Annotated in this window: 21 protein-coding genes, 1 other RNA gene and 1 pseudogene; 10 read left to right on the forward strand and 13 right to left on the reverse strand. The window is 63.3% G+C overall.

The window, feature by feature from the left end; genetic code table 11:
- Nucleotides 1-213 precede the first annotated feature (213 nt).
- Nucleotides 214-1,101, forward strand: coding sequence for a dienelactone hydrolase family protein (locus tag NP503_RS04590; RefSeq protein ID WP_127272568.1), 888 nt, complete (start codon nt 214-216; stop codon nt 1,099-1,101).
- A 9-nt stretch (nt 1,102-1,110) separates the two neighbouring features.
- Here the strand turns inward: NP503_RS04590 and NP503_RS04595 are convergent, their stop codons facing one another.
- Nucleotides 1,111-2,019, reverse strand: a complete 909-nt coding sequence (locus NP503_RS04595; RefSeq protein WP_127272567.1) for a DMT family transporter — start codon at nt 2,017-2,019, stop codon at nt 1,111-1,113.
- A gap of 89 nt (nt 2,020-2,108) precedes the next feature.
- Between NP503_RS04595 and NP503_RS04600 the strand changes: the two genes are divergently transcribed.
- Nucleotides 2,109-2,588, forward strand: coding sequence for an Lrp/AsnC family transcriptional regulator (locus NP503_RS04600; protein ID WP_127269207.1), 480 nt, complete (start codon nt 2,109-2,111; stop codon nt 2,586-2,588).
- A gap of 16 nt (nt 2,589-2,604) precedes the next feature.
- On the opposite strand, the gene NP503_RS04605 is transcribed toward NP503_RS04600, so the two are convergent.
- Together NP503_RS04605 and NP503_RS04610 are read right to left on the reverse strand one after the other, a co-directional pair.
- The gene (locus NP503_RS04605; protein WP_013531006.1) at nt 2,605-2,802 is read right to left on the reverse strand and encodes a hypothetical protein; all 198 of its coding nucleotides are present in this window, start codon (nt 2,800-2,802) and stop codon (nt 2,605-2,607) included.
- Nucleotides 2,803-3,038: 236 nt separating this feature from the next.
- Nucleotides 3,039-3,518, reverse strand: a complete 480-nt coding sequence (locus NP503_RS04610) for a thioesterase family protein (RefSeq protein ID WP_127269206.1) — start codon at nt 3,516-3,518, stop codon at nt 3,039-3,041.
- Between the two features lie 162 nt (nt 3,519-3,680).
- Between NP503_RS04610 and NP503_RS04615 the strand changes: the two genes are divergently transcribed.
- Nucleotides 3,681-5,093 carry an FAD-binding oxidoreductase gene (locus tag NP503_RS04615; RefSeq protein WP_127269205.1) on the forward strand — a complete coding sequence of 471 codons (1,413 nt, stop codon included), beginning with the start codon at nt 3,681-3,683 and terminating at the stop codon, nt 5,091-5,093.
- A 60-nt stretch (nt 5,094-5,153) separates the two neighbouring features.
- Here the strand turns inward: NP503_RS04615 and NP503_RS04620 are convergent, their stop codons facing one another.
- Nucleotides 5,154-5,663: a DinB family protein gene (locus NP503_RS04620; protein ID WP_127269204.1), complete on the reverse strand. Its 510-nt coding sequence runs from the start codon at nt 5,661-5,663 to the stop codon at nt 5,154-5,156.
- A 115-nt stretch (nt 5,664-5,778) separates the two neighbouring features.
- Between NP503_RS04620 and NP503_RS04625 the strand changes: the two genes are divergently transcribed.
- Both NP503_RS04625 and NP503_RS04630 read left to right on the forward strand, forming a co-directional pair.
- The gene (locus NP503_RS04625) at nt 5,779-6,375 is read left to right on the forward strand and encodes a TetR/AcrR family transcriptional regulator (RefSeq protein ID WP_206517183.1); all 597 of its coding nucleotides are present in this window, start codon (nt 5,779-5,781) and stop codon (nt 6,373-6,375) included.
- 122 nt (nt 6,376-6,497) lie between these two features.
- Entirely contained in the window at nt 6,498-7,019 is a 522-nt protein-coding gene (locus NP503_RS04630; RefSeq protein WP_127269202.1) for a hypothetical protein, read from the forward strand.
- A gap of 65 nt (nt 7,020-7,084) precedes the next feature.
- Here the strand turns inward: NP503_RS04630 and NP503_RS04635 are convergent, their stop codons facing one another.
- Nucleotides 7,085-8,047 (reverse strand): Dyp-type peroxidase, encoded by a 963-nt coding sequence (locus tag NP503_RS04635; RefSeq protein WP_127273760.1) that lies wholly within the window; start codon nt 8,045-8,047, stop codon nt 7,085-7,087.
- Between the two features lie 153 nt (nt 8,048-8,200).
- On the opposite strand from NP503_RS04635, the gene NP503_RS04640 reads away from it, so the two are divergent.
- Nucleotides 8,201-12,169 carry an AsmA family protein gene (locus NP503_RS04640; RefSeq protein WP_127301809.1) on the forward strand — a complete coding sequence of 1,323 codons (3,969 nt, stop codon included), beginning with the start codon at nt 8,201-8,203 and terminating at the stop codon, nt 12,167-12,169.
- Nucleotides 12,170-12,192: 23 nt separating this feature from the next.
- On the opposite strand, the gene NP503_RS04645 is transcribed toward NP503_RS04640, so the two are convergent.
- Entirely contained in the window at nt 12,193-12,630 is a 438-nt protein-coding gene (locus tag NP503_RS04645) for a MarR family winged helix-turn-helix transcriptional regulator (protein ID WP_127271260.1), read from the reverse strand.
- A gap of 157 nt (nt 12,631-12,787) precedes the next feature.
- Here NP503_RS04645 and NP503_RS04650 point away from each other — a divergent pair, with 157 nt between their 5' ends.
- Nucleotides 12,788-14,590 carry a chloride channel protein gene (locus NP503_RS04650; protein WP_127372249.1) on the forward strand — a complete coding sequence of 601 codons (1,803 nt, stop codon included), beginning with the start codon at nt 12,788-12,790 and terminating at the stop codon, nt 14,588-14,590.
- On the opposite strand, the gene NP503_RS04655 is transcribed toward NP503_RS04650, so the two are convergent.
- The 4 genes from NP503_RS04655 to NP503_RS04670 all read right to left on the reverse strand — a co-directional run bounded on the left by NP503_RS04655 (nt 14,587) and on the right by NP503_RS04670 (nt 16,366).
- Nucleotides 14,587-14,811: a ribbon-helix-helix domain-containing protein gene (locus NP503_RS04655; protein ID WP_127271800.1), complete on the reverse strand. Its 225-nt coding sequence runs from the start codon at nt 14,809-14,811 to the stop codon at nt 14,587-14,589. The two genes, NP503_RS04650 and NP503_RS04655, sit on opposite strands and share 4 nt — an antisense overlap.
- Nucleotides 14,808-15,005, reverse strand: a complete 198-nt coding sequence (locus NP503_RS04660; protein WP_127271798.1) for a DUF4169 family protein — start codon at nt 15,003-15,005, stop codon at nt 14,808-14,810. Before NP503_RS04660 ends, NP503_RS04655 begins: the two co-directional genes overlap by 4 nt.
- 16 nt (nt 15,006-15,021) lie before the next feature.
- Nucleotides 15,022-15,558, reverse strand: a complete 537-nt coding sequence (locus NP503_RS04665; RefSeq protein ID WP_027160604.1) for an SspB family protein — start codon at nt 15,556-15,558, stop codon at nt 15,022-15,024.
- A 118-nt stretch (nt 15,559-15,676) separates the two neighbouring features.
- Nucleotides 15,677-16,366, reverse strand: a complete 690-nt coding sequence (locus tag NP503_RS04670; RefSeq protein ID WP_127271156.1) for a TetR/AcrR family transcriptional regulator — start codon at nt 16,364-16,366, stop codon at nt 15,677-15,679.
- Between the two features lie 188 nt (nt 16,367-16,554).
- Here NP503_RS04670 and NP503_RS04675 point away from each other — a divergent pair, with 188 nt between their 5' ends.
- Entirely contained in the window at nt 16,555-17,760 is a 1,206-nt protein-coding gene (locus NP503_RS04675; protein ID WP_127271795.1) for a multidrug effflux MFS transporter, read from the forward strand.
- Between the two features lie 45 nt (nt 17,761-17,805).
- Here NP503_RS04675 and NP503_RS04680 read toward each other — a convergent pair.
- Together NP503_RS04680 and ssrA are read right to left on the reverse strand one after the other, a co-directional pair.
- Nucleotides 17,806-18,359, reverse strand: a pseudogene (locus NP503_RS04680) (AAA family ATPase).
- A gap of 107 nt (nt 18,360-18,466) precedes the next feature.
- Nucleotides 18,467-18,826: a transfer-messenger RNA gene (gene ssrA, locus NP503_RS04685) on the reverse strand.
- A 170-nt stretch (nt 18,827-18,996) separates the two neighbouring features.
- On the opposite strand from ssrA, the gene NP503_RS04690 reads away from it, so the two are divergent.
- Nucleotides 18,997-19,308, forward strand: coding sequence for a DUF2853 family protein (locus tag NP503_RS04690; RefSeq protein WP_127271793.1), 312 nt, complete (start codon nt 18,997-18,999; stop codon nt 19,306-19,308).
- Nucleotides 19,309-19,466: 158 nt separating this feature from the next.
- Nucleotides 19,467-20,261 (forward strand): thymidylate synthase, encoded by a 795-nt coding sequence (locus NP503_RS04695; RefSeq protein ID WP_127271791.1) that lies wholly within the window; start codon nt 19,467-19,469, stop codon nt 20,259-20,261.
- Nucleotides 20,262-20,272: 11 nt separating this feature from the next.
- On the opposite strand, the gene NP503_RS04700 is transcribed toward NP503_RS04695, so the two are convergent.
- A complete protein-coding gene (locus NP503_RS04700; protein WP_024501417.1) occupies nt 20,273-20,482 on the reverse strand; it encodes a molybdopterin-binding protein in 210 nt (69 codons plus the stop codon).
- Nucleotides 20,483-20,512 lie beyond the last annotated feature (30 nt).

The raw sequence follows: 20,512 nt of genomic DNA on the forward strand, positions 1-20,512 counted from the left end.
CCTTCCCTCACGATTGTGGCAGCGCCAGCAGGATTTATCGCCAATGACCAAAAAGTGATGACACGGCCGCGCATGGCGCCGGCTTTACTGCTCGGGCGCGGCCGGCGCCCTGCGCCCTGAGGCAATCGGCGGCCGCGATGAGTGCTCGACTGGATCATGCCGGCTTGGTCCCTATGTAGCTGGGAATTAAAGCCCGAAGCAGAGGACCTATCCATGACGAAACCCGACGCCAAGCCCGCCATCACCCAGGCGATGATCGACGCCTATGACGAATACACGCATCTGACGCTCGATCGCCGCCGGTTCATGGAGCAGTTGACCCGGCTTGCCGGATCGGGTGCGGCGGCGGCCGCGATCGCGCCGCTTCTGGCGGCAAATTCGGCGCAAGCGGCTGTTGTCGCCGACAACGATCCGCGGGTGAAGGGCGAGGACATCAGCTATCCCGGCAGCAGCGGCGAAATGAAGGGCTACCTGGTCAAGCCGGTGGACAAGGCGGGCAAGCTCGGCACGGTGATCGTCGTGCATGAGAACAGGGGGCTCAACCCGCATATCCGCGATGTGACGCGACGCGTGGCGCTGGAGGGGTTCGTGGCGCTGGCGCCGGATTTTCTGTCGCCGCTCGGCGGAACGCCAACCGATGAAGACAAGGCGCGCGACATGTTCGCCAAGCTCGATCCGGCGCAGACCATCGCCAACGGTGTCGCGACCGTCGCTTTCCTCAAGAGCGACAAGGACGGCAACGGCAAGGTCGGCGCCATCGGCTTCTGCTGGGGTGGCGGCACGGTCAACATGCTGGCCATCAACGCGCCCGATCTCAGTGCCGGCGTTGCCTATTACGGCATGCAACCGAAGGCCGCCGATGTATCCAAGATCAAGGCGGCCTTGCTGTTGCACTATGGCGGACTGGACGAGCGCATCAATGCCGGCATCGACGCCTTCAAGAAGGAACTCGACGCGGCGCATGTCGAATACACGGTCTATGTCTATGAAGGCGCCAACCATGCCTTCAACAACGACACGTCGGCAGCGCGCTACGACAAGAAGGCGGCCGACCTGGCCTGGGGCAGAACGATCGCCTTCCTCAAGCAGAAACTGGCATAGGGCGTTCGTCTAATCCGTGTTCGCCGGCTTGTGGAAGGCGACGCCGGCGACCACCAGCGCAATGCCGAGGCAATCGGTAAAACTTGGCATCTGGCGCAGCACGACGACGCCGATCAGCGTCGCGGTGACGGGCAGCAGCGACAGCATCAGCGCGAAGCTGGCGCGTGGCAGCCGCGACATGGCGAGCTGGTCGCAGATGCAGGGAATGACAGAGGAGCAGATGCCGACGCCGATGGCGGCGAACAGCAGCGGCAGTGAGAAAAAGGCCGGCAGCGCATCGGTGAGGCCGATCGGCAGCACGACGATGAAGGCGATCGCCATGGCGGCACCCAGGCCGGCGATGCCGGCGCCTACGCCTGACGCGGCGACGCGGTGGCCGAGCACGATGTAGCCGACAAACAGCGCGCCGTTGAGGAAGGCCCAGCACAGCCCGATGGGATTGTCGGACCATCTGACGTCGATGAGCAGCAAGGTGCCAGCGACGGCGACGACAAGGGCGGCAAGATTGCGCGGGCTCCTGAGGCCGATCGCCGCGACGCCGATGGTGCCGACGAATTCGATCGCCGCCACCAGCGAGATCGGCAGGCGGTCGAGCGCCAGGTAGAACGAACAGTTCATCACCGCCAGACAGGCGCCGAAGGCCAGCAACAGCAGCCTTGTCGAGCGATCGGCGCGGGCGAAGCTTCGCCATGGACGGGTCAGGGGTGCGAAGATGAGTGCTGCCGTGGCGATGCGCAGCCACGCCATGCCGAGCACGCCGACATGCGGGAAAAGCAGCACGGCGAAAGCCGGCCCGAGATAGTGGAAGACGGCGCTGACGGCGAACCAGACATGCGGCGGCAATTTTTCCGTCAGCCTGGCCAGGGTGGGGTTGCCGGGGGCAGGATCTGCCGTAAGAGCTTGCGTTTGATCATTCATCGGCTCAGTATCGCAGGCATATTTGCCGGTTTATATGAGTGATGATGGGCTCGTCTGGCGAGATTTCTCTCAGAAGCAAGGAATTTCCCATGAAGCGCCTTCGAACTGAAAGTGCCGACCTCGATGTCTCTGACATGAAGATCCTGCGTCTGCTGGAGAAGGACGCGCGCACCAGCACGGCGGAGCTGGCACGCTCAGTCGGTCTGTCGGCGCCGAGCGTGGCCGAGCGCATCAAGCGGCTGCAGGAAAGCGGCGTCATCGAGGCCTATTCGGTCAGGATCAACCCGGCGGCACTCGGCCTGCCGCTGTCGGCGTGGCTGCGCATCCGGCCGGTGCCGGGGCAACTGGCCCTCGTGGCCGAGATCATCCGCGAACTGCCGGAGATCGTGCAATGCGACCGGGTGACCGGAGAGGATTGTTTCATCGCGCTGGCGCATGTCGGCTCGGTGGCCGAACTCGAGCGGGTGATCGACCGCATCATTCCTTATGCGATGACCAATACGGCGATCATCCAGTCGTCGCCGGTGGTGGCGCGCTCGGCGCTGGGAGCGTTGAGGCGCCAGGCTTGACCTACAGGAGAGGAACCTATGCGTGGCCGCGCTTCATGCGCGCCTGCTTCAGGATGGCGCGCCAGCGGATCATGTCGAACGGGATCGGCTCGTTGTTGTTGGCGATGTGGAAGATCTCGTTGTTGACGTTCTTGAGCGAGCGCCAGAAATCATAGTCGGTGATGCGCGGATCGGCAGCCAGCCTGTCCACCTCGACCTTGATGTCGGTTTTCATGCACTTTCCTCGAACCGGCGCCGCGCCGCCCGTGTCGCTACCTCGATGCGGATCGTTTTCGACCGACCCGCTGAGTCGCGCAACGGCTCAGATGGCTTGTTCCCGTTAAAACCTTGGTAAGGTTAACGAGGGCGCCGCGCCGCTTCAAGCACTGCTGCCGGCCGATGGGAGGGTTCTGCGATTTTAGATTGCCGGTGTGGCTTTGACGCCGGGAACGAGAAGGTGTCGGCTTCGCCCTATTTGCGTTTGATGCCGATCGAACGGCCGGCCCGTACCGGCATCGGCAGTGCCGAATGGGCGGCGCGCATGGCTTCGACCCTGGCCAGCACATCGGCGGGGAAGGGTGAGACCTTCGGCCCGGACATGTCGACATGCAGCGACAGCGATTCGGAAGTCGCGGCCAGCCAGCCGTCGACATGGCGGATTTCCTGGTAGGCCCGCAGCCGCTTGTCGTCGTGGTCGATGAGCTGGAAGGAGACCGTGACCTTGTGCTCGAGGTGCAGCTCCTGCACGTAGCAGACATGGACTTCGGCCGTGTAGATGGTGAGGCGGCGATCCCTGGCATAGTTCGGTCCCATGCCCATTGCCTCGAAGGCGTCGTCCGAGCAGCGGTCGAACAGCACGTTGTAATAGGCCATGTTGAGATGGCCGTTGTAGTCGATCCAGTCCTTCTCGATGTCCATGGGTTTCGAGACGAAGGGAGTGGGGATGGGCATCGAAACTTCCTTGTTCTGGCGCTGGACAGAGCTTGGCTCCGGAGACTCTATTTGTTCTGACGCATTCCGGACGGAAAACCGCTTCACACTTTTCCTGGAATTGCTTTACGCATCCATAGACGCATAACAAGCGTGGACGCTGGTCCATTCGCGGAGGAATTCATGGCTCTGAGCGACCTCAACCCGGTCGAACGTAACGAGGAAGGCATCGCGGCGGTGCTCGGCATCCTCAAGCAACGGCTCGGCGAGCGATTCCAGACCGGCCAGGCGATCCGCTCGCAGCATGCCCACACCACCACCTATATTCCGACGCAGGCGCCGGACGGCGTCGCCTTTCCCGAGACGACCGCCGAGGTGCAGGACATCGTGCGGGCCTGTGCCGCGCACCGCGTGCCGGTGATCGCCTTTGGCGTCGGCTCCTCGCTGGAAGGCCACACCAACGCACCGGGCGGCGGCATATCGGTCGACACATCGCGCATGAACCGTATCCTGGCGGTCAATCCACAGGATCTCGACTGCACGGTCGAACCCGGCGTCACCCGCGAGGATTTGAACCGGCATCTGCGCGACACCGGACTGTTCTTTCCGATCGACCCCGGCGCCAATGCCTCGCTGGGCGGCATGGCCGCGACGCGGGCCTCCGGCACCAATGCGGTGCGCTACGGCACGATGCGCGAGAACGTGCTGTCGCTGACCGCCGTCATGGCTGACGGCGAAACCGTGACGACCGGCAAGCGGGCGAAAAAGAGCTCGGCCGGCTATGATCTGACGCGGCTGCTGGTCGGCTCGGAAGGCACGCTCGGCATCATCACCTCGCTGACCTTGAAGCTGCAAGGCATCCCGCAGGCGATTTCGGGCGGCGTCTGCCCGTTTCCGAGCGTCGAGGCGGCCTGCAACGCGGTCATCGCCACGATCCAGATGGGCATTCCTGTGGCGCGCATCGAACTGGTCAACGCGCTGCAGATGCGGGCGATGAAGAACTATTCCAAGCTCGACTATCCCGAGAGCCCGTGCCTGTTCGTCGAGTTTCATGGTAGCGATGCCGGTGTTGCCGAACAGGCCGAGACCTTTGGCATGATCGCGGAAGAGAATGGCGGCGGGCCGTTCCTGTGGACCAGCGTCGCCGAGGAGCGCACCAAACTGTGGAAGGCCAGGCATGACGCCTACTGGTCGTCGCTGACACTGCGGCCGGGCGCCAAGGGGCTGTCGACCGATGTCTGCGTGCCGATCTCGCGCTTTGCCGAATGCGTCATGGAAACCGAAGCCGACATAGAAGAGATGGGTCTGATCGCGCCGATCGTCGGCCACGCCGGCGACGGCAATTTTCACGTGCTGGTGCTGATGGATGTCAACGATCCCAGGGAGATCGCGTTGTCGGAAAAGTTCGTCGCGCGGCTCAACATGCGGGCGATCGCCATGGACGGCACCTGCACCGGCGAGCACGGCATCGGCCAGGGCAAGATCGGTTTCCTGCGCCACGAGCTCGGCCACGGCGTCGACATCATGCGCACGATCAAGCAGGCGCTGGATCCGCTTGATATCATGAACCCGGGCAAGATCTTGCCAGCAGGGTAGGGATTATCCCGCCACAGCAATGAAGGAGCCGGACCGGCATCTCCAATGTAAGGTTTCCGATTACACCGGTGCTCGGCGGGCGGGCTCTGCCTGATGGAGATAACCCGTGAAGGTGTCGGGCGACGATGGCTTCGACAATTGTGTCACTATGCGTCCGACCTCACCGCGATGATAGCCGCCATGGGTGATGACATGTGCCAGCATCTCCTCTCGTGACATCTGCCCGGGGGCGCCGTCCGTAAAGGCAAAACGGATCGCCTCCGCCAGTTCTTCGGGGTCGACCTGTTCGACGTAGCGGAGGTACCACCGGTCGGTTTCCTTGATCGCCTTGGACAGCTCCGCGAGCGTCGGTGTGCTGCTCGTGCCCGTGTCTCGATAGGAGTGCTTCTGCTGCTGGAGGTTCGACGCAAAGATCCGGTCGACGACATGCGCGTGATTGACGGTCTCAAGGATCGCGCCAAGCTGCTTCTCGGTTGTCTCGTTTTCGATCTCTGCCAAAAGAGCGAGGAGTTCATTGTCGGCCCAGGATTTGTAGCGGAACAGGGATAAAAGCAGTGTCTTGTTGCTCATAGCGACCTCTCATTGACTTGCGTGGCAGGCTTGGCTCGATAAATGTGAGCGGACACTCGCATTTTGGTGAAAAGGCCCTGATATGGCTACTCGCGTTCCCTCAGAGCATGGAAGCGTGCGCAAAGCGCCACGGCAACAGCGTTCCCGCGCAACCGTGGATACGATTGTCGAAGCCGCGGCTCGCGTTCTGGCTCGGCGTGGGTGGGCGCATTTCACCACCAACGAGACGGCTTCGGCGGCTGGTGTCAGCGTCGGCTCGATCTACCAGTATTTTCCCAACAAGCTGGCCTTGGCGGAGGAGATCCGAAAACGCCATCTCGACGCGGTGCTCGCGGCCATATCCGGTTCGGATGAGCGTGACGCAGTGATCACGGTGGAACAGCGGGCGGCGAAGCTTGTCGATGGCGTCGTCGCCGCCCACAGCGTCGATCAGGAACTGCATCGCGTCCTGCTCGACGAGGTGCCGCTTGCCGCACGCTCGACACAGGATCAGTTCGAGGCGGAGTATCTGCGCCGCTACCAAGCCGTGATCGCATCTGCCTCGGGCAAGCCCGATCCCAAGCGCGACGACATTGCCGGACGTGTGCTGTCGGGTGCGGTCGAAGGGGTCGTGCATGCCGCAGCGCGACATGGCGAACTGCAATCGCCGGAATTGCGAGCGGAACTCATCGAGCTGGTCTGCGCCTATCTGCGCAGCCGATGCACAGGCTGAGCGGCTCGGTATTCGACCATCCGGCATCGTCAGCAGGGCTATTCTTGACCGACGCGGTTTTGGGGCAGAAACTCATGCGAATGGCCTGAAACAGACAGGCGTGCCAGCGGAGGAGGAATGCCATGGCGATTTCACGCAAGGAAGCGGCGCGTGCGCTGAGCGCGGACGAACAGGAACTGGTGGAGAAATCGCACCATCCGGCGGTGCAGGAGCTTTCCGACGCCGATCTTGCCGGCCTGGTCAAGCTGTTGCGGGAGCGGCGCGACAAGGCCCAAACCCAAGCACACCGCCGCCAGCGTGAGATACGCGGCAAAGGAGCGCCGAAAGGCGCTGCGCCCTCAAAGTCCGATGGCGGTTCGCAGACAAAGCTTGCGGTGCTGGCCATGGCCATGCGGCGGCTGAATGGCGAGGCCGAGCGGCGCCGGCAGCTGGCGGCCAGCGTTTCGCTGATCGAAAACGCGCGCAAGGCATTTGTCATGAAGCAAGGGGCGACGCCGGAAGGCCCTGCTTTCAATTCGCGCACCGCGCGCAAGGGGATGCGGTCGGTGGCAAACCAGAGGGCGCAAGACCTCGTCCGACCGATGGAGCTTGGCCGGCAGCGCAAGGCGGCCAAGGTGGCGCAAGCAAAGCGCGACGCACGCTGAGGGTTCTGACAATCGCCGGGTGAAATCGTTGGGGCGCCGGCCTGCCGTGCGGCCGCAGGCGTCTTCTATGCGTCCTCAACAAGGGTTTGCAGCATGGGGCGGGTTGGCGCGAAGAACGTCGTGCCGGTGTGCGGCGTCGAGAAATCGAGCAGCCGGTCGTAAGCGCCCGGCGGCTCACCGATGTACATTCGCTGCAGCATCCTCTCGATCACCCAGAGATACCTGCTGTAGCCGATAAAGTAGGTGCCGAACTCCTTTTGCCCCGGCCTGCCAAACGGCATGTTGTCGCGCAATATGTCGTACTCGTTGCCATCGGTATCCTCGATGGTGGCCAGCGACTTGTGTGATTTGCGCGGCGCCTCGTCATCATCGATTTCGATGTTGTCGATCTTGGTGCGGCCGATGATCGCTTCCTGCTCGGGCGTCGGAATGCGCGCCCAGGCCTGGAGATCGTGCAGGTATTTCTGGACGACGACATAGCTGCCGCCGGCGAAGTCGGCGTCCTCATCACCGACGAGTGCCGAGGCCGGAAGGTCCAGCCCGGTCGGGTTGGCCGTGCCGTCGACGAAGCCGAGCAGGTCACGCGCATCGAAGTACCGAAAGCCGGAAACCTCGTCGACGACGTTCACGGCATCACCGAGATTGTCGAGCAGAATGCGCTCGAACTCGAAGCACATATCGGGCCGCTCGGAGCGGATGTGGAAGAGAAGATCGCCGGCGGTCGAAGGCGCCGAATGAACGGCACCCTTGATCGGCGCAAACGGTTTCAGTTCCAGCGGTCGCCGATCTGGGGAAAGACGATCCCAGAGATCGCGGCCGATGCCGGCAATGCACGAAAGCCGCCCGGAAAGATCGCGGAACCCGACGGTTTTGACGAGATCATCGAGGCCGCCGAGCACGGAGGCTATCTTGGCGAGCGCGGTCTGACCGCTGGCGACGGTGACGACAAGAAAGACCGCCGAAAGCGACAGCGGGGCGTCGACACTTTGCGCATCGATCGGCACGCGATCCCAGTTCTTTCCAGACATCCGAATTCTCCGCTTCGCCGGGATTTGTTTCAGATCGCCCGATATCACGCAACTGCGGATGAGACATCGCGCAACACTGGATGAATTGCCTCTTTATCGACACGCGGATGCGGGTAGAGTGCGGCAGAATTTCAATCAACCCATTCGGAGCTGATGCTCGCTCGCCTGTTCGTGATCTTCGGTGGCCTTTTTGTGCTGGTGCTGTGTGCGGCGCTGGTGGTGCCGTATTTTATCGACTGGACCGGCTACCGCGCCCAATTCGAGCGCGAGGCCAGCGCCATCCTCGGCCGCAAGGTGACCGTGCAGGGCGACGCCACGGCAAGGCTGTTGCCGTTTCCCTCGGTGACCTTCTCGAACGTCGCGGTCGCCGGCGGCCCCAATGGCCAGCCGGCCATGACCGTCGAGACGTTTTCGATGGATGCGGAACTGGCGCCCTTCCTGCGCGGCGAAGTGCTGATCTTCGACATGCGGCTGGTGCGGCCGAAAGCGACCATCGATATCGCCAATGACGGCACCGTCGACTGGGCGATGCGGCCGTCCTCTCCCTTCGACCTCAATCAGATCTCGATCGAGAAGCTGACGGTGACGGAAGGGCAGATCGAACTGCGCCATGCCGCCGGCGGGCGCAGCCACCTGTTTTCCGAGATCAATTCGACCATCTCGGCCAAGTCTCTGGCCGGGCCATGGCGCATGGACGGCACGCTGCGGCTCGACGGTCTTCGCACCACGGTCACTGCCTCCACCGGCAAGGCCGAAGGCAACGGGCAGATGCGGCTTCGGCTGAAGGCCGATCCGGACGCCTATCCGCTGGTCATCGAAACCGACGGCAATGCCGGCATCGTCAATGGCGCTGCCGCCTATTCCGGCCAGTTCAAGATCTCCGGTGCCGACAAGAACAGCGCCGAGCTGCGCGGCACCGATGGCGAGACGGTGAGGGTTTCCGCCGGCAAGCCCGATCCGGGCTTTCGGCTGAACGGCAAATTTTCGCTCGACCACCAGAAACTCGGCGTCGACGAATTCCGCTTCGAGACCGGGCCGCTCGACAACCCCTACACCGCCGACGGCAAGGCTTCTGTCGATCTCGGGCTGAAGCCGAGTTTCGCCATCGAGGCCAATGGCGCGCAGGTGCAGTTCGACGAGGCGGTGGGCGCCGAAGCCGGCGCCGGTCTGACGCTGGATCAGCGCATCGCGGCGTTTGAGCAGGCGCTGCTCGACATGCCGAGGCCGACCATTCCCGGCACTGTCGAGGTCAAGCTGCCGGCGGTGGTGGTCGGCGACACCACGGTGCGCGACGTGCATCTTTCCGCCGAGCCGGTCGATGGCGGCTGGTCGGTGAAATCGCTTGCCGCGACCTTGCCCGGCCGCACCACGTTGGAAGCCGATGGCATGCTCGTGCTCAATTTGGAGGGTCATTTCGGCTTCAACGGCTCGCTGCTGCTGGCCGTGGCGCAACCCTCCGGCTTTGCCGCCTGGCTGTCGAAGGATGTCGACGAGGCGATCCGCCGTCTCCCTGCCGCCGGCTTCAAGGCCAAGGTCGACCTCTCGCAGAAGCGCCAGGCCTTCAGCGATCTCGAATTGATCCTGGGCAAGGCGAAGTTTTCCGGCCGCATCGATTCCAGCCAGCCCGACGATGCCAAGCCCTCAGTGCTGATGCGTCTCGAAGGGGGCGACCTCGATGTCGACGGGCTGGCGGCCTTCGCCTCGATCTTCGTCAGCGACAAGGGCGCCAATCGCTTTGCCGACCGCGACCTCGATTTCCAGATCAAGGCAGGGCCGGTCAACGCTGGCGGGTTGACCGCGGATACCGTCGACACGGCGCTCAGGCTGCGCGACGGGCTGCTCGAAATCGACCGGCTGTCGGTGGGCGGGCTGGCCGGCGCCTCGATCAGCGCCACCGGCAGGATCAAGGATTTCCCGGCGAGCCCGACCGGCAAGCTCGATGCATCGGTGGTTGCCGTCGATCTGAAGCCGCTGATCGACGTCGCCGCCCGGCATTATCCCGACAGCGCCGTGCTCAAGGGACTGGCGAGCCGTGCCGCAGCCTATCCCGAGCTGTTCCAGGATGCGCGTGTCGACCTCGTGGCGAGTGCGGCCGACAATGGCGACGGCACCACGGGCCTGGCGGTGAGCGGACAAGGCAAGGCCGGCGGCTCGGCCTTTTCCGCATCGCTGTCGGGAAAGGGGGCGGTGGACAAGCTTCTCGAAGCGCCGGTGGCGCTTACCTTCAATGCCAAAAACCCTGATGCCACCACGCTGCTGGCCCTCTACGGCCTGCCGGCACTGCCGCTCGGCATGCTGGGCGAGGCGAGCACCGACATTCAGGCCAAGGGTACGCTCGGCGGCGGCCTGACGACGAATTTCAGCCTTGCCGGCAACGACTTCAAGGCGGGTTTCGAGGGGACGATCGCCGATACGCCGCAAGGCTTCGCCGCCAAGGGCAAGCTCAGCCTCGACGCCGCCGACATCGAGCCATGGCTGATGACGACAGGTATCGGCCTGCCGGGCATGGGGGCGGGCATGTCGACGTCGTTCTCGGCGCAGGGCGATTATGGCAACGGTCTGCTGGTGCTGGACGAACTCAACGGCGCTATCAACGAAGCGGCGGTGTCCGGCGACGTCAATATCGATGTAAAGGAGGGGGTCGACGGCAAGGCCGGCGTGCCGCATCTGGCCGGGGCGCTGATGCTCGACGAACTCGACCTCGATCCGATGGCGGTGGCGCTGTTCGGCGATTCCGCCTTTCTTGCCGACAAGGAAGAAACCAACAAGGGTGGCGTGTGGCCGGCGACACCGTTCAGCCAGAAATCCAACCTGCCGTTCACCGCCGACCTAGACCTGACGACGGCAGCGCTCGCCGCCGGTCGGTTCGCCACCGCCTATGATGCCGCCTTTTCGCTCAAGCTCGACCAGGAAGGCATCCGCGTTTCGGATTTGAAGGCGAAATTGCTGAGCGGGGCGCTCACCGGCCTGTTCGAACTGAAGAACAATGACGGAACCGGCCTGTTCTCTGGCCAGATGAAACTGGCGGGCGCCGATCTGGCGACCGTGCTGCCGGATGCCGGCATCAGCGGCATCGGCGATTTCTCGACGGCGCTGTCAAGCAGCGGCAAATCGGTCGAAGGGATGGTGGCCGCCTTGTCCGGCTCCGGCACGGCGGCGTTGAAGGGCGTGAAAGTTGCTGGCGTCAATCCAGATGCGTTCAGTGCATTCCTCGCCAAGGCGGATGCGATCGGGCGCGATATCGATACGGCCAAGACCGCCGGCTTTGCGCCCGACATCGCCGCTGACGGCAGCTTTGCCGCTGGCGATGCCGACATAGCTTTCACGGTTGCCGGCGGCACGCTGCGGGCGCCACCGGTCAGCCTGGAAAATCCGGCGGCGACCTTGTCCGCCGACGTCACGGCGGATCTCAACGCGGCCACGGTGTCGGCCAAGGGTGCGATCACCTATCGGCCTGGCGACGAGGCACTGGTCGGCTCCGAGCCGGTCGTGAATTTCACCGCCGAGGGGCCGTTCGGCGCGGTCAAACGAGCATTCGACAGTGAGCCGCTGGCGCAGTTCCTGACCCAGCGCGCGCTGGAGAAAGAGCAGCAGCGCGTCGAGGCGATGCAGGCCGCGCTGCTCGAAAAGCAGCGGCTTCGGCGCGAGGTGCGCTACTACGCGGCGTTGAAGACCGAACGGGATAAGGCCGCCGAGGAATTGCGCAAGCAGGAGGAAGCAGCACGGCTGAAAGCCGAGGCTGACGCCAAGGCCAAGGCCGAAGCGGATGCCCAGGCGAAAGCCGATGCCGATGCCAAGGCTCAGGCCGACGCGGAGGCGAAAGCAAAGGCGGACGCCGATGCCAAAGCCAAGGCGGACGCCGACGCCAAGGCCGCTGCCGAACAGCAAGCCGCCGACGAGGCGGCCAAGGCGCAGGTCGACAAGCAGGAGCGGCAGAAGGCGGAAGAGGCGGTGCGCATCGCGGCGCAGGAAAAGGCAAGGCTTGAGGCCGAACGCAAGGCCGCGCAGCAGCCTCCGAAAGTGGAGCGTGCGCCGCTGCCGGAAGCCAACGACAATCCGCCGCCGGCCAAGCCGAAGTCCAATCCGTTCACGATCGACAATCTGCTGAAGTCACTGCAGTAGGCTGAGCTTTCTGGGCGATACGACTACCCTCCATCTCGATCGAGCAGACGCCGCAGCATCGGTTCGATACGCGACAGTTCGTCGAGATGCACCGCCGACAGTTCGGCCAGGCAATCGTCGGCGCGCTCGGTCAGCTGCAGCAGCACGCGGCGGTGGTCGTCCTTATCCTGATCCCTTGTAACCAGCCCCGCCTCGCCGAGGCGGTTGACCAGCTCGACGGCGCTGTGGTGGCGGATGCGCAGGCGCTCGGCGAGGTCGCCAACCGTCACCGGGCCGCCGCCGGGGAATCCCTTGATCGCCAGCAGCGCCTGATGCTGGCGCGGGGTCAGGCCGGCGTCTTCCGCCTGGACCTGGCTGAATTCGAGGAAGCGGCGGATCAGATAGCGAAACTCCGACAGTCGCTGGTAATCGGCCTGGCTGATGGCGGGGCGTGGTTTTTGTGGCTGCGACATATCAGACATGTGTTCGTTTTCCGGCGAAAGCTCAAACGGATTTCGGGCGAAACCGGCTTGAATATTTATATCGTGTTACGATACATAGCCACCGACAAGCCCGGCTGGCCGCTTCGACCGTGCCGCATATCCACATTCGGCCCGCCGCCAGGAAGCAAAGCCCGCCATGAAGACCCCTCACTCGAACCCGGAGCATCTGCGTGATTTCACCACGGACGCCAGGGTGCTGCTCGTCGCGGCCATTGCCGTGGTGGTGGCGACAGCCGGACTGGTTGCCGGCATCGCGCTTTTGAAGCTGATCCGGCTGGCCACCAACATCGCCTATTTCGGCCAGTTCTCGCTTGCCGACCTGAAGCTTGAGGACACACCGCTTGGGCTTGCCGCCGTCATCGTCCCGGTGATCGGTGCGCTGATCATCGGCCTGATGGCGCGCTTCGGCAGCGAGAAGATCCGCGGCCATGGCATTCCCGAGGCCATCGAGGCGATCCTGCTCGGGCGCTCAAAACTCGACGCCAAGGTGGCGATCCTGAAGCCGCTGTCGTCGGCGATCTCGATCGGCTCCGGCGGGCCGTTCGGCGCCGAAGGCCCGATCATCATGACTGGCGGCGCCATCGGCTCGCTGATCGCGCAGATGCTGCCGGTCAGCGACAACGAGCGCAAGACACTGCTGGTGGCTGGTGCGGCAGCGGGCATGACTACGGTTTTTGGAACACCGATTGCAGCCATCATGCTGGCGGTCGAACTGCTGCTTTTCGAATGGACCCCGCGCAGCTTCATCCCGGTGGCGGTGGCGGCTGTTATCGCCGAGGTCGAGCGCACCATGCTGCATCTGCCCGGGCCGATCTTTCCGTTTCAGGGCGGCATGGAGGTATCCTTTGTCGGCCTTGCCGGCTGGGTGGCGATCGGCGTTTGTGCAGGACTTTTGTCGGGACTGCTGACGCAGATGGTCTATGCCTGCGAGGACGGTTTTCAGAAGCTGCCGATCCACTGGATGTGGTGGCCGATGCTTGGCGGCCTGGTGGTCGGCATAGGCGGGCTGATCGAACCGCACGCGCTCGGTGTCGGCTATGACAACATCACCGACATGCTGGATGGCCGCACCGTCGCGACAGCGGCCCTTCTGCTGCTGGTGGTCAAGGCGATCATCTGGTCGGCAGCGCTCGGCTCGGGAACGTCGGGAGGTGTGCTGGCGCCGCTGTTGATCATGGGTGGGGCTATGGGCGCTGTGCTCGCCGGCGTTCTGCCTGCCGCGGATCCCGGTTTCTGGGCGCTGCTGGCAATGGCCGCCACGATGGGCGGCACGATGCGTGCGCCGCTGACCGCCACGTTCTTCGCCGTCGAACTGACCGGCAACACACATATGCTGGTGCCGCTGATTGCTGCCTGCGCCGCGGCGCACGCCGTCACCGTGCTTCTGATGAAGCGGTCGATCCTGACCGAAAAGATCGCCAGAAGGGGACATCATCTGGTTCGCGAATACCGCGTCGACCCTTTCGCCCTGACCAGGGTGCGCGAGGTGATGACCCCACAGGTCGAAAGCGTGCCGGCGACGATGACGCTGCATGGCGCTGCGGCATTCCTGACAGCGCCGGAAACACGGCATCCGAGTTTCCCGGTGGTCGATGAGCACGGCCATGTGCTGGGCCTCATCGATCCGCCGGCGATATTGCGCTGGAGACGCGCCGGCACGCACCGCACCACCACGCTTGGCGAACTGCTGGCCGGCAGCAAGGTGACGCTGGCCTATCCGGACGAATATCTCGAAGGCCTCTCCGACAAGCTGCTGACGGCCAACGTCTCTCATCTGCCCGTCGTCACTCGCGAAGGCTCTTTGCTGGTCGGCTATGTCGGCTGGAAGGATTTGATGCGCGTGCGGTCCAGGAAACAGGCCGAGGAGCGCGAACGTTCGACCTTGCTTGGCTTCGGCACCAGACGCAGGAAGAAGGAAGCGGCGGTCGAGGGCCTCTAGAAATCCGTTCCGCGCTTCGCCCACTCCAGGACATGGAGCCTCAACGCAGAGGACAGGTTGGTGTCGCGGGGCCTTGTCACGTCGACTTCGGCGACAAGCGCGGCAAGCGTCAGCTTTCTGGTCGCCGCGATCGCGACGAGGTCGTCATAGAAGGGTTTTTCGAGCGAGTAGCTGGTGCGGTGGCCGCGAATGGTCACCGAACGCTTTTCGACCGGGCTCATAGGTGGTCAGGGTCGCCGGGCTTTTCACGACGATGCCCGGCAACGAATTTTTCACTCTTGTCGGCGGCGATGCGGTCGCGTTCTTTTTCGGCCTTGGAGCGGCCGTGCAGCGCGCGATTCTGTTCGGCGGCGCGCAGCTTTTCGTCCCGCGCCTTTTGCTTGCGGGCCTGGCGGAGATTGACGATTTCGGCCACGGCGTAAGTCGCCGGCCTATTTCTTGCGGAAGGCGTCGAGCGAGACCACTTCGGCGCCCTTGGTGGCGGCGTCCGCGGCCGCAGGCTTCTTCTCCGCCTCGGCGGCGGCCTTCTTCTCGGCCTTCGGCTTTTTCTCGGAGACGATGGTCAGCGGCTCCGGAGTTGGCGCAGCCGGTTCCTCGGCTGCCGCGCCATCCGTCTTGACGTCGAATTCGAGCTCGAAATTGACCGAGGGATCATAGAAGCCGCGCACGGCCGAGAACGGGATTTCGAGTTTTTCCGGAACATCGGAGAAGGACAGGCCAACCTCGAAGCCGGTATCGGTCACCTTCAGGTCCCAATACTGGAACTGGATGACGATGGTCATCTGCTCGGGATAGCGCTCGCGCAGCCGCGAAGACACGCGTACGCCCGGCGCGCCGGTCAGGAAGGTGATGAAGAAGTGGTGGTTGCCGGGGAGGCCGGTGCGCGCGACCTCGGCCAGGACCTTGCGCATGACGCCGCGCAACGCCTCCTGGGCCAGAATGTCGTAGCGGATGTGGTCGTCGGCCATGTGGCGGTCGGGTTCCGTTGAATCGTCCGCATAGCTGTAATCAAGCTTGAGGGCGGCGTAAACCGCATATAGATGACCCTTGCGCGGAAGCGAAGACTATTGCCAGCGATTTGATCGCTCAGGCGCTGGTGAGCGCGCTTTGCTTTTCGGACGAGGCCGCGGACCGGCGCTTGCCGAAGGCGCGCAGGAAGGTGCGCACGCCATTGGTCGCGGATTGCAGCACCTCGTCCTCGCGAGGCGAGCCGCCAAGCATGAAGGTGGTCTGCAGTTCGGCATTGACGAGGCCAAGGAACTGGCGTGCCGCCACGTCGGGATCCTCGATCGTGAGATGGCCGCCATAGGCGAGGCGGGCGAAGCGGGCGGCGATTGCCGGCCATGTCCTGCCCGGACCCTGTTCGCGCCATTCGGCAAACAGTTCGGGATAGCGCTCGCCTTCGGTCTGGATCAGCTTGCGCAGGAATTTTCCGTCGCGGTTGCAGATGCAGTTCTGGTTCAGGCGCACGGCAAAGCCGATCAGGTCGGCTTCGAGATCCCCCGGCTGGTCGGGGAAGGTGGCAATGGTGGCGAAGATGCCGGCATTGCAGCGTTCGGTGAGGTCGCGGACCACGGCGACGAACAGTTTCTCCTTGTCGCCATGATGGTTGTAGATCGTCTGGCGCGAAACGCCGGCTTCGGCCGCGATCAGATCGATGTTGGCGCCGGCGAAACCTTCGCGGCAAAACACGGTGGCGGCGGAGTCGACGATCGAGAGGCGCTTGGCCTCATGGCCGCGTGGCGGGAAAATGTCAGGAGAAACGTGCAGCTTCATAAAAAACTATATAGAGGTGATTGACGATTTAGACAAGAGTGTCTAAATTTGTGGACACAAGATAAAGAGATTTCGCGTGAGAGAGACGAATAGGATTCGCTCTTGAGGTGTCGGAATCTCACGGGATGGAACGTCCTAGGTTAGACGTCGCCTGGCGGCGGCAACCAGATTTGAAAGAAGCCTTTATCATGAGTCCCAAATTCCTCCGCATCGCGGTCGTGCTCGGCTTGTTGTCCGCCATCGGCCCGTTCGCCATCGACATGTATCTGCCCGCGTTGCCGTCGATCGGCGCGGATCTGCATGCCAGCACCGCTGCCGTGCAGATGAGCCTGTTGATCTTCTTCCTGTCGATGGGTTTTGGCCAGATCGTCGTCGGGCCGATCTCCGACATGGTCGGCCGCAAGCTGCCGCTTTATGGCGGCCTTGCGCTGTTCATGGTTGGCGGCATCGGTTCGGCAATGGCGCCGACCATCGAATGGCTGATCGCTTTCCGTTTCCTGCAAGGGCTTGGCGCCAGCGCCGGCATGGCCGTTCCGCGCGCCATTGTGCGCGACCTGCACACCGGCAATGAGGCCGCCAAGCTGATGTCCTTGCTGATGCTGGTGTTCTCGGTGTCGCCGATCCTGGCGCCGCTGACCGGCAGCGTGATCATCGAGAGTTTCGGCTGGCGCGCCGTGTTCTGGACGGTGACGGGCGCGGCCGCCCTTGCCACGGTGCTGCTCGCAACCTCGCTCAAGGAGACGCGGCCGGCTGAAGAACGCGTCGGTTCCTCCTTCGGAACCGCGCTTGCCGGCTATCGCTTCCTGATGGGCGACCGCAATTTCCTTGGCCTGGTGGCGATCGCCGGCTTCGGCATTGCGAGCTTCTTCGTCTATCTGTCGAGCTCGTCCTTCATTCTGATCGACCATTACGGGCTGTCGCCTTCGGTCTACAGCGTGTTCTTCTCGATCAACGCGGTCGCCTTCATCGGCATGTCGCAGATGACGGGGCTGCTGGCCGAGCGCTTCGGCCTGAGGCGCGTGGTGCGCGTCGCGGTGACCGGCTATGCCTCGACGATGGTGGTGCTGTTGGCGATCATGGCGACGGGCGTCGACCGGCTCGACGTGATGGCGGCCCTGCTGTTCGTCGGCTACGGCTTTCTCGGCCTGGTCATCCCGACCACCTCGGTGCTGGCCATGGAAGAGCATGGCGAGATCGCCGGCACGGCGTCGGCGCTGATGGGCACGCTGCATTTCGCCATCGGCGCACTCGCCATGGGTGTTGCCGGCGTGTTCTTCGACGGCACGCCGCTGCCGATGGTGGCCGGCATCACGCTCTGTGCGGTGATTTCCTTCACGCTGGCCAAGGTCACGCTCGGCCGCTCGCGCGAGGCCGTCGAGGCGCCGGCGGAATAAGCAACCAAAACAAATGAAAAAGGCCGGGGTTCATCCCGGCCTTTTTCACGCCAATCCTGTCTCGGCCAGCACGAAGCGCAGCCGCGCCTCGACGGGTGCCAGCGGCAACGGAATCATCTCATAGCCCAGTTCCGTGTAGATGCCGACCAGCGCATGGTGGGTACGCTCGGCCTCGTCGAGCGTCTGCTTGCGTCTTCGTCCTGCGCGAAGATCTCCGGCCAAAGCGGGGCGACGAAGATGCGGGGGTTGTAGCGGAAACGCTTGGCGGCGGCGTTGATGTGTTCGGGTAGCGGCAGGCCGCTCAGCCTGAGGTAGCCAAGCGTGTCCGGAACGCCCCGATCGAAGAAAACAGGACGCCCGGTCTGTTCTTGCGCGATTTGATACGAGCGCATCTCCCATGACAGCATCAACTCGGCGAACAGGGCGCGATCATGCCAGGGCAAAGCGGGTCCGCCTATATCGGACTGGTGGCGGATGATGCCGCGGCCGGCTTCGATCGAGGTGGCAAAGCCTGCCCGGCGCAGGGCTTCGATCAGGGTGGTCTTGCCGGAGCCGGGACCGCCGGTCAGCACGAAGAATCGATCGGAATCGTCTTGCATCTTTTGGAGAGGTGGCACGCGGCAGGGCGGCTTCGCGGCCGAGGGCGTGCGAAGTTGGCCGGCGGGAGCTGCCGTTGTGCGTAACGCATGTTGAGGAGGAGGGGAGAAGTGGAGGTTTCTGTTGCCAGGTACCTCCGAACCCCGCCTAGAAGTGCGAACCTCTAGGGCTTGATTTGAAGCTATCGCACCGCTTACGCGGCGAGACGTGCTTCCGCATAGTTGTCATTTGCAACTACAGGTTTAGCCCGATGACGGTGGTACCATGCCGGGCAAAAGTACGATCTTTACACCTTCGTCGATCCTATTTCGCCCCCAGCAAAAACCGCTCTGTCATCAGCAGCGGCTTTTGGTGGAGGCGCCGGGTACCGCCCCCGGGTCCGAACGGCTTATTTCATCGCCCATTTATCGCCATAGTCGGTCAAGCCGACAAACCGAATATAGGGGGCCATCGCAAGAAATGGAAGGCCGCAATGGCACTTTGTCCCCCTGACAAAACCGCAAGTCCAAAGGGTTGACTTGGGCGCGGTCTCAACCGAAGCTTTGCCCCGGTGAGGAGTTACCGACCTAGCGCACATGTTGCAGCAGCGCGCCACAGCCCTCATCGATCGGATCCGTGGCGCCGACGAGGGGAATTTTGATGGCCGACTATCTTGCAGACGTGAAGAAATACGATGCCTCGGCGAGTGCCGACGTGGTCGACAAAATCGTGAAGCATCTTGGCATTGCGCTCCGGAACCGCGATTCCTCGCTGGTGTCCTGCACCGATCCGAAGGAGCTAGAGCGCGTCAAGGCTGGCTGGGTTGCGAAGAAGCTCGGCATATCGGACGACAACAAGGCCGACGCTTCGATCGAGAAGGTCTGCAAGGCGATGGCCGCCGACAGTACCAAGAACCGGGTTACCTTCTACTATCTGGTTGCCAAGGACCTGGGTAAACTCGGCTCCCTCTGACGACCGCACGTCAATTTGCAGGGGCTGGCGCGGTCCATGCGTCAGCCCTGATGTTGTTGGGGACTGGCAGCCTTCGGGCAGGGCTTGCGCTGCTTTGTGGTGTTCGATTGCCTGTCCGTCAGCTATGATGGCTGGACAACCGAATCGAGCCGGAACCGATGCGCCAGTATCTCGACCTCCTGCAGCACGTGCTGGACAACGGCGCCGATCGCGGCGACCGCACCGGCACCGGAACGCGCTCCGTCTTCGGCTACCAGATGCGTTTCGACCTGGCGCGCGGCTTTCCGGTCACCACGACCAAGAAGCTGCATCTCAAGTCGATCATCCATGAGCTTTTGTGGTTCCTGGCCGGCGACACCAACGTCAAATATCTCACCGATAACGGCGTTTCGATCTGGGACGAATGGGCCGACGAGAATGGCGATCTCGGCCCGGTCTACGGCAAGCAATGGCGCTCCTGGCCGGATGGCCATGGCGGCTCGATCGACCAGATCGCGAATCTTCTCAAGGAGATACGCAAAAATCCTCAATCGCGGCGGCTGATCGTTTCGGCATGGAATCCAGCCGAGGTGGAAGCGATGGCGCTGCCGCCCTGCCACTGCCTGTTCCAGTTCTATGTTTCGGAAGGGCGGCTCTCCTGCCAACTCTACCAGCGTTCCGCCGATATCTTCCTCGGCGTGCCGTTCAACATCGCGTCCTATGCCCTGCTGACCTTGATGGTGGCGCAGGTCACCGGGCTGAAACCCGGCGATTTCGTCCACACGCTCGGTGATGCGCATCTCTACTCGAACCATTTCGAGCAAGCACGCGAACAACTGCGGCGCACGCCGAAGGTGCTGCCGACGATGTGGATCAATCCGGAGGTGAAGGATCTGTTCGCCTTCCGCTTCGAGGATTTCCGGCTGGAAAACTACGTCGCCGATGCGTCGATCAAGGCGCCGATCGCGGTCTAAGGCCGCAAATTTCAGTCGATGCCGACCATCACGTCCGAGGCCTTGACCACGGCATAGGCCTGCTTGCCCTTTTCGAGCTTGAGATCGGCGACGGCCTCGTTGGTGATCGAGGCGGTGACGATGGCGCCGCCACCGATGTCGATCCTGACATGCGAGGTGGTGGCTCCCTTGACGATCTCGGCGATCGTTCCCTTGAGGACGTTGCGGGCGCTGATCTTCATCGGAGTTTCCTTTCCAGGGTTTTCTTTGCC

Origin of the sequence: Mesorhizobium sp. SEMIA396, from assembly GCF_024518615.1 — a bacterium.
In the GTDB taxonomy this organism is placed as follows: Bacteria; Pseudomonadota; Alphaproteobacteria; order Rhizobiales; family Rhizobiaceae; genus Mesorhizobium.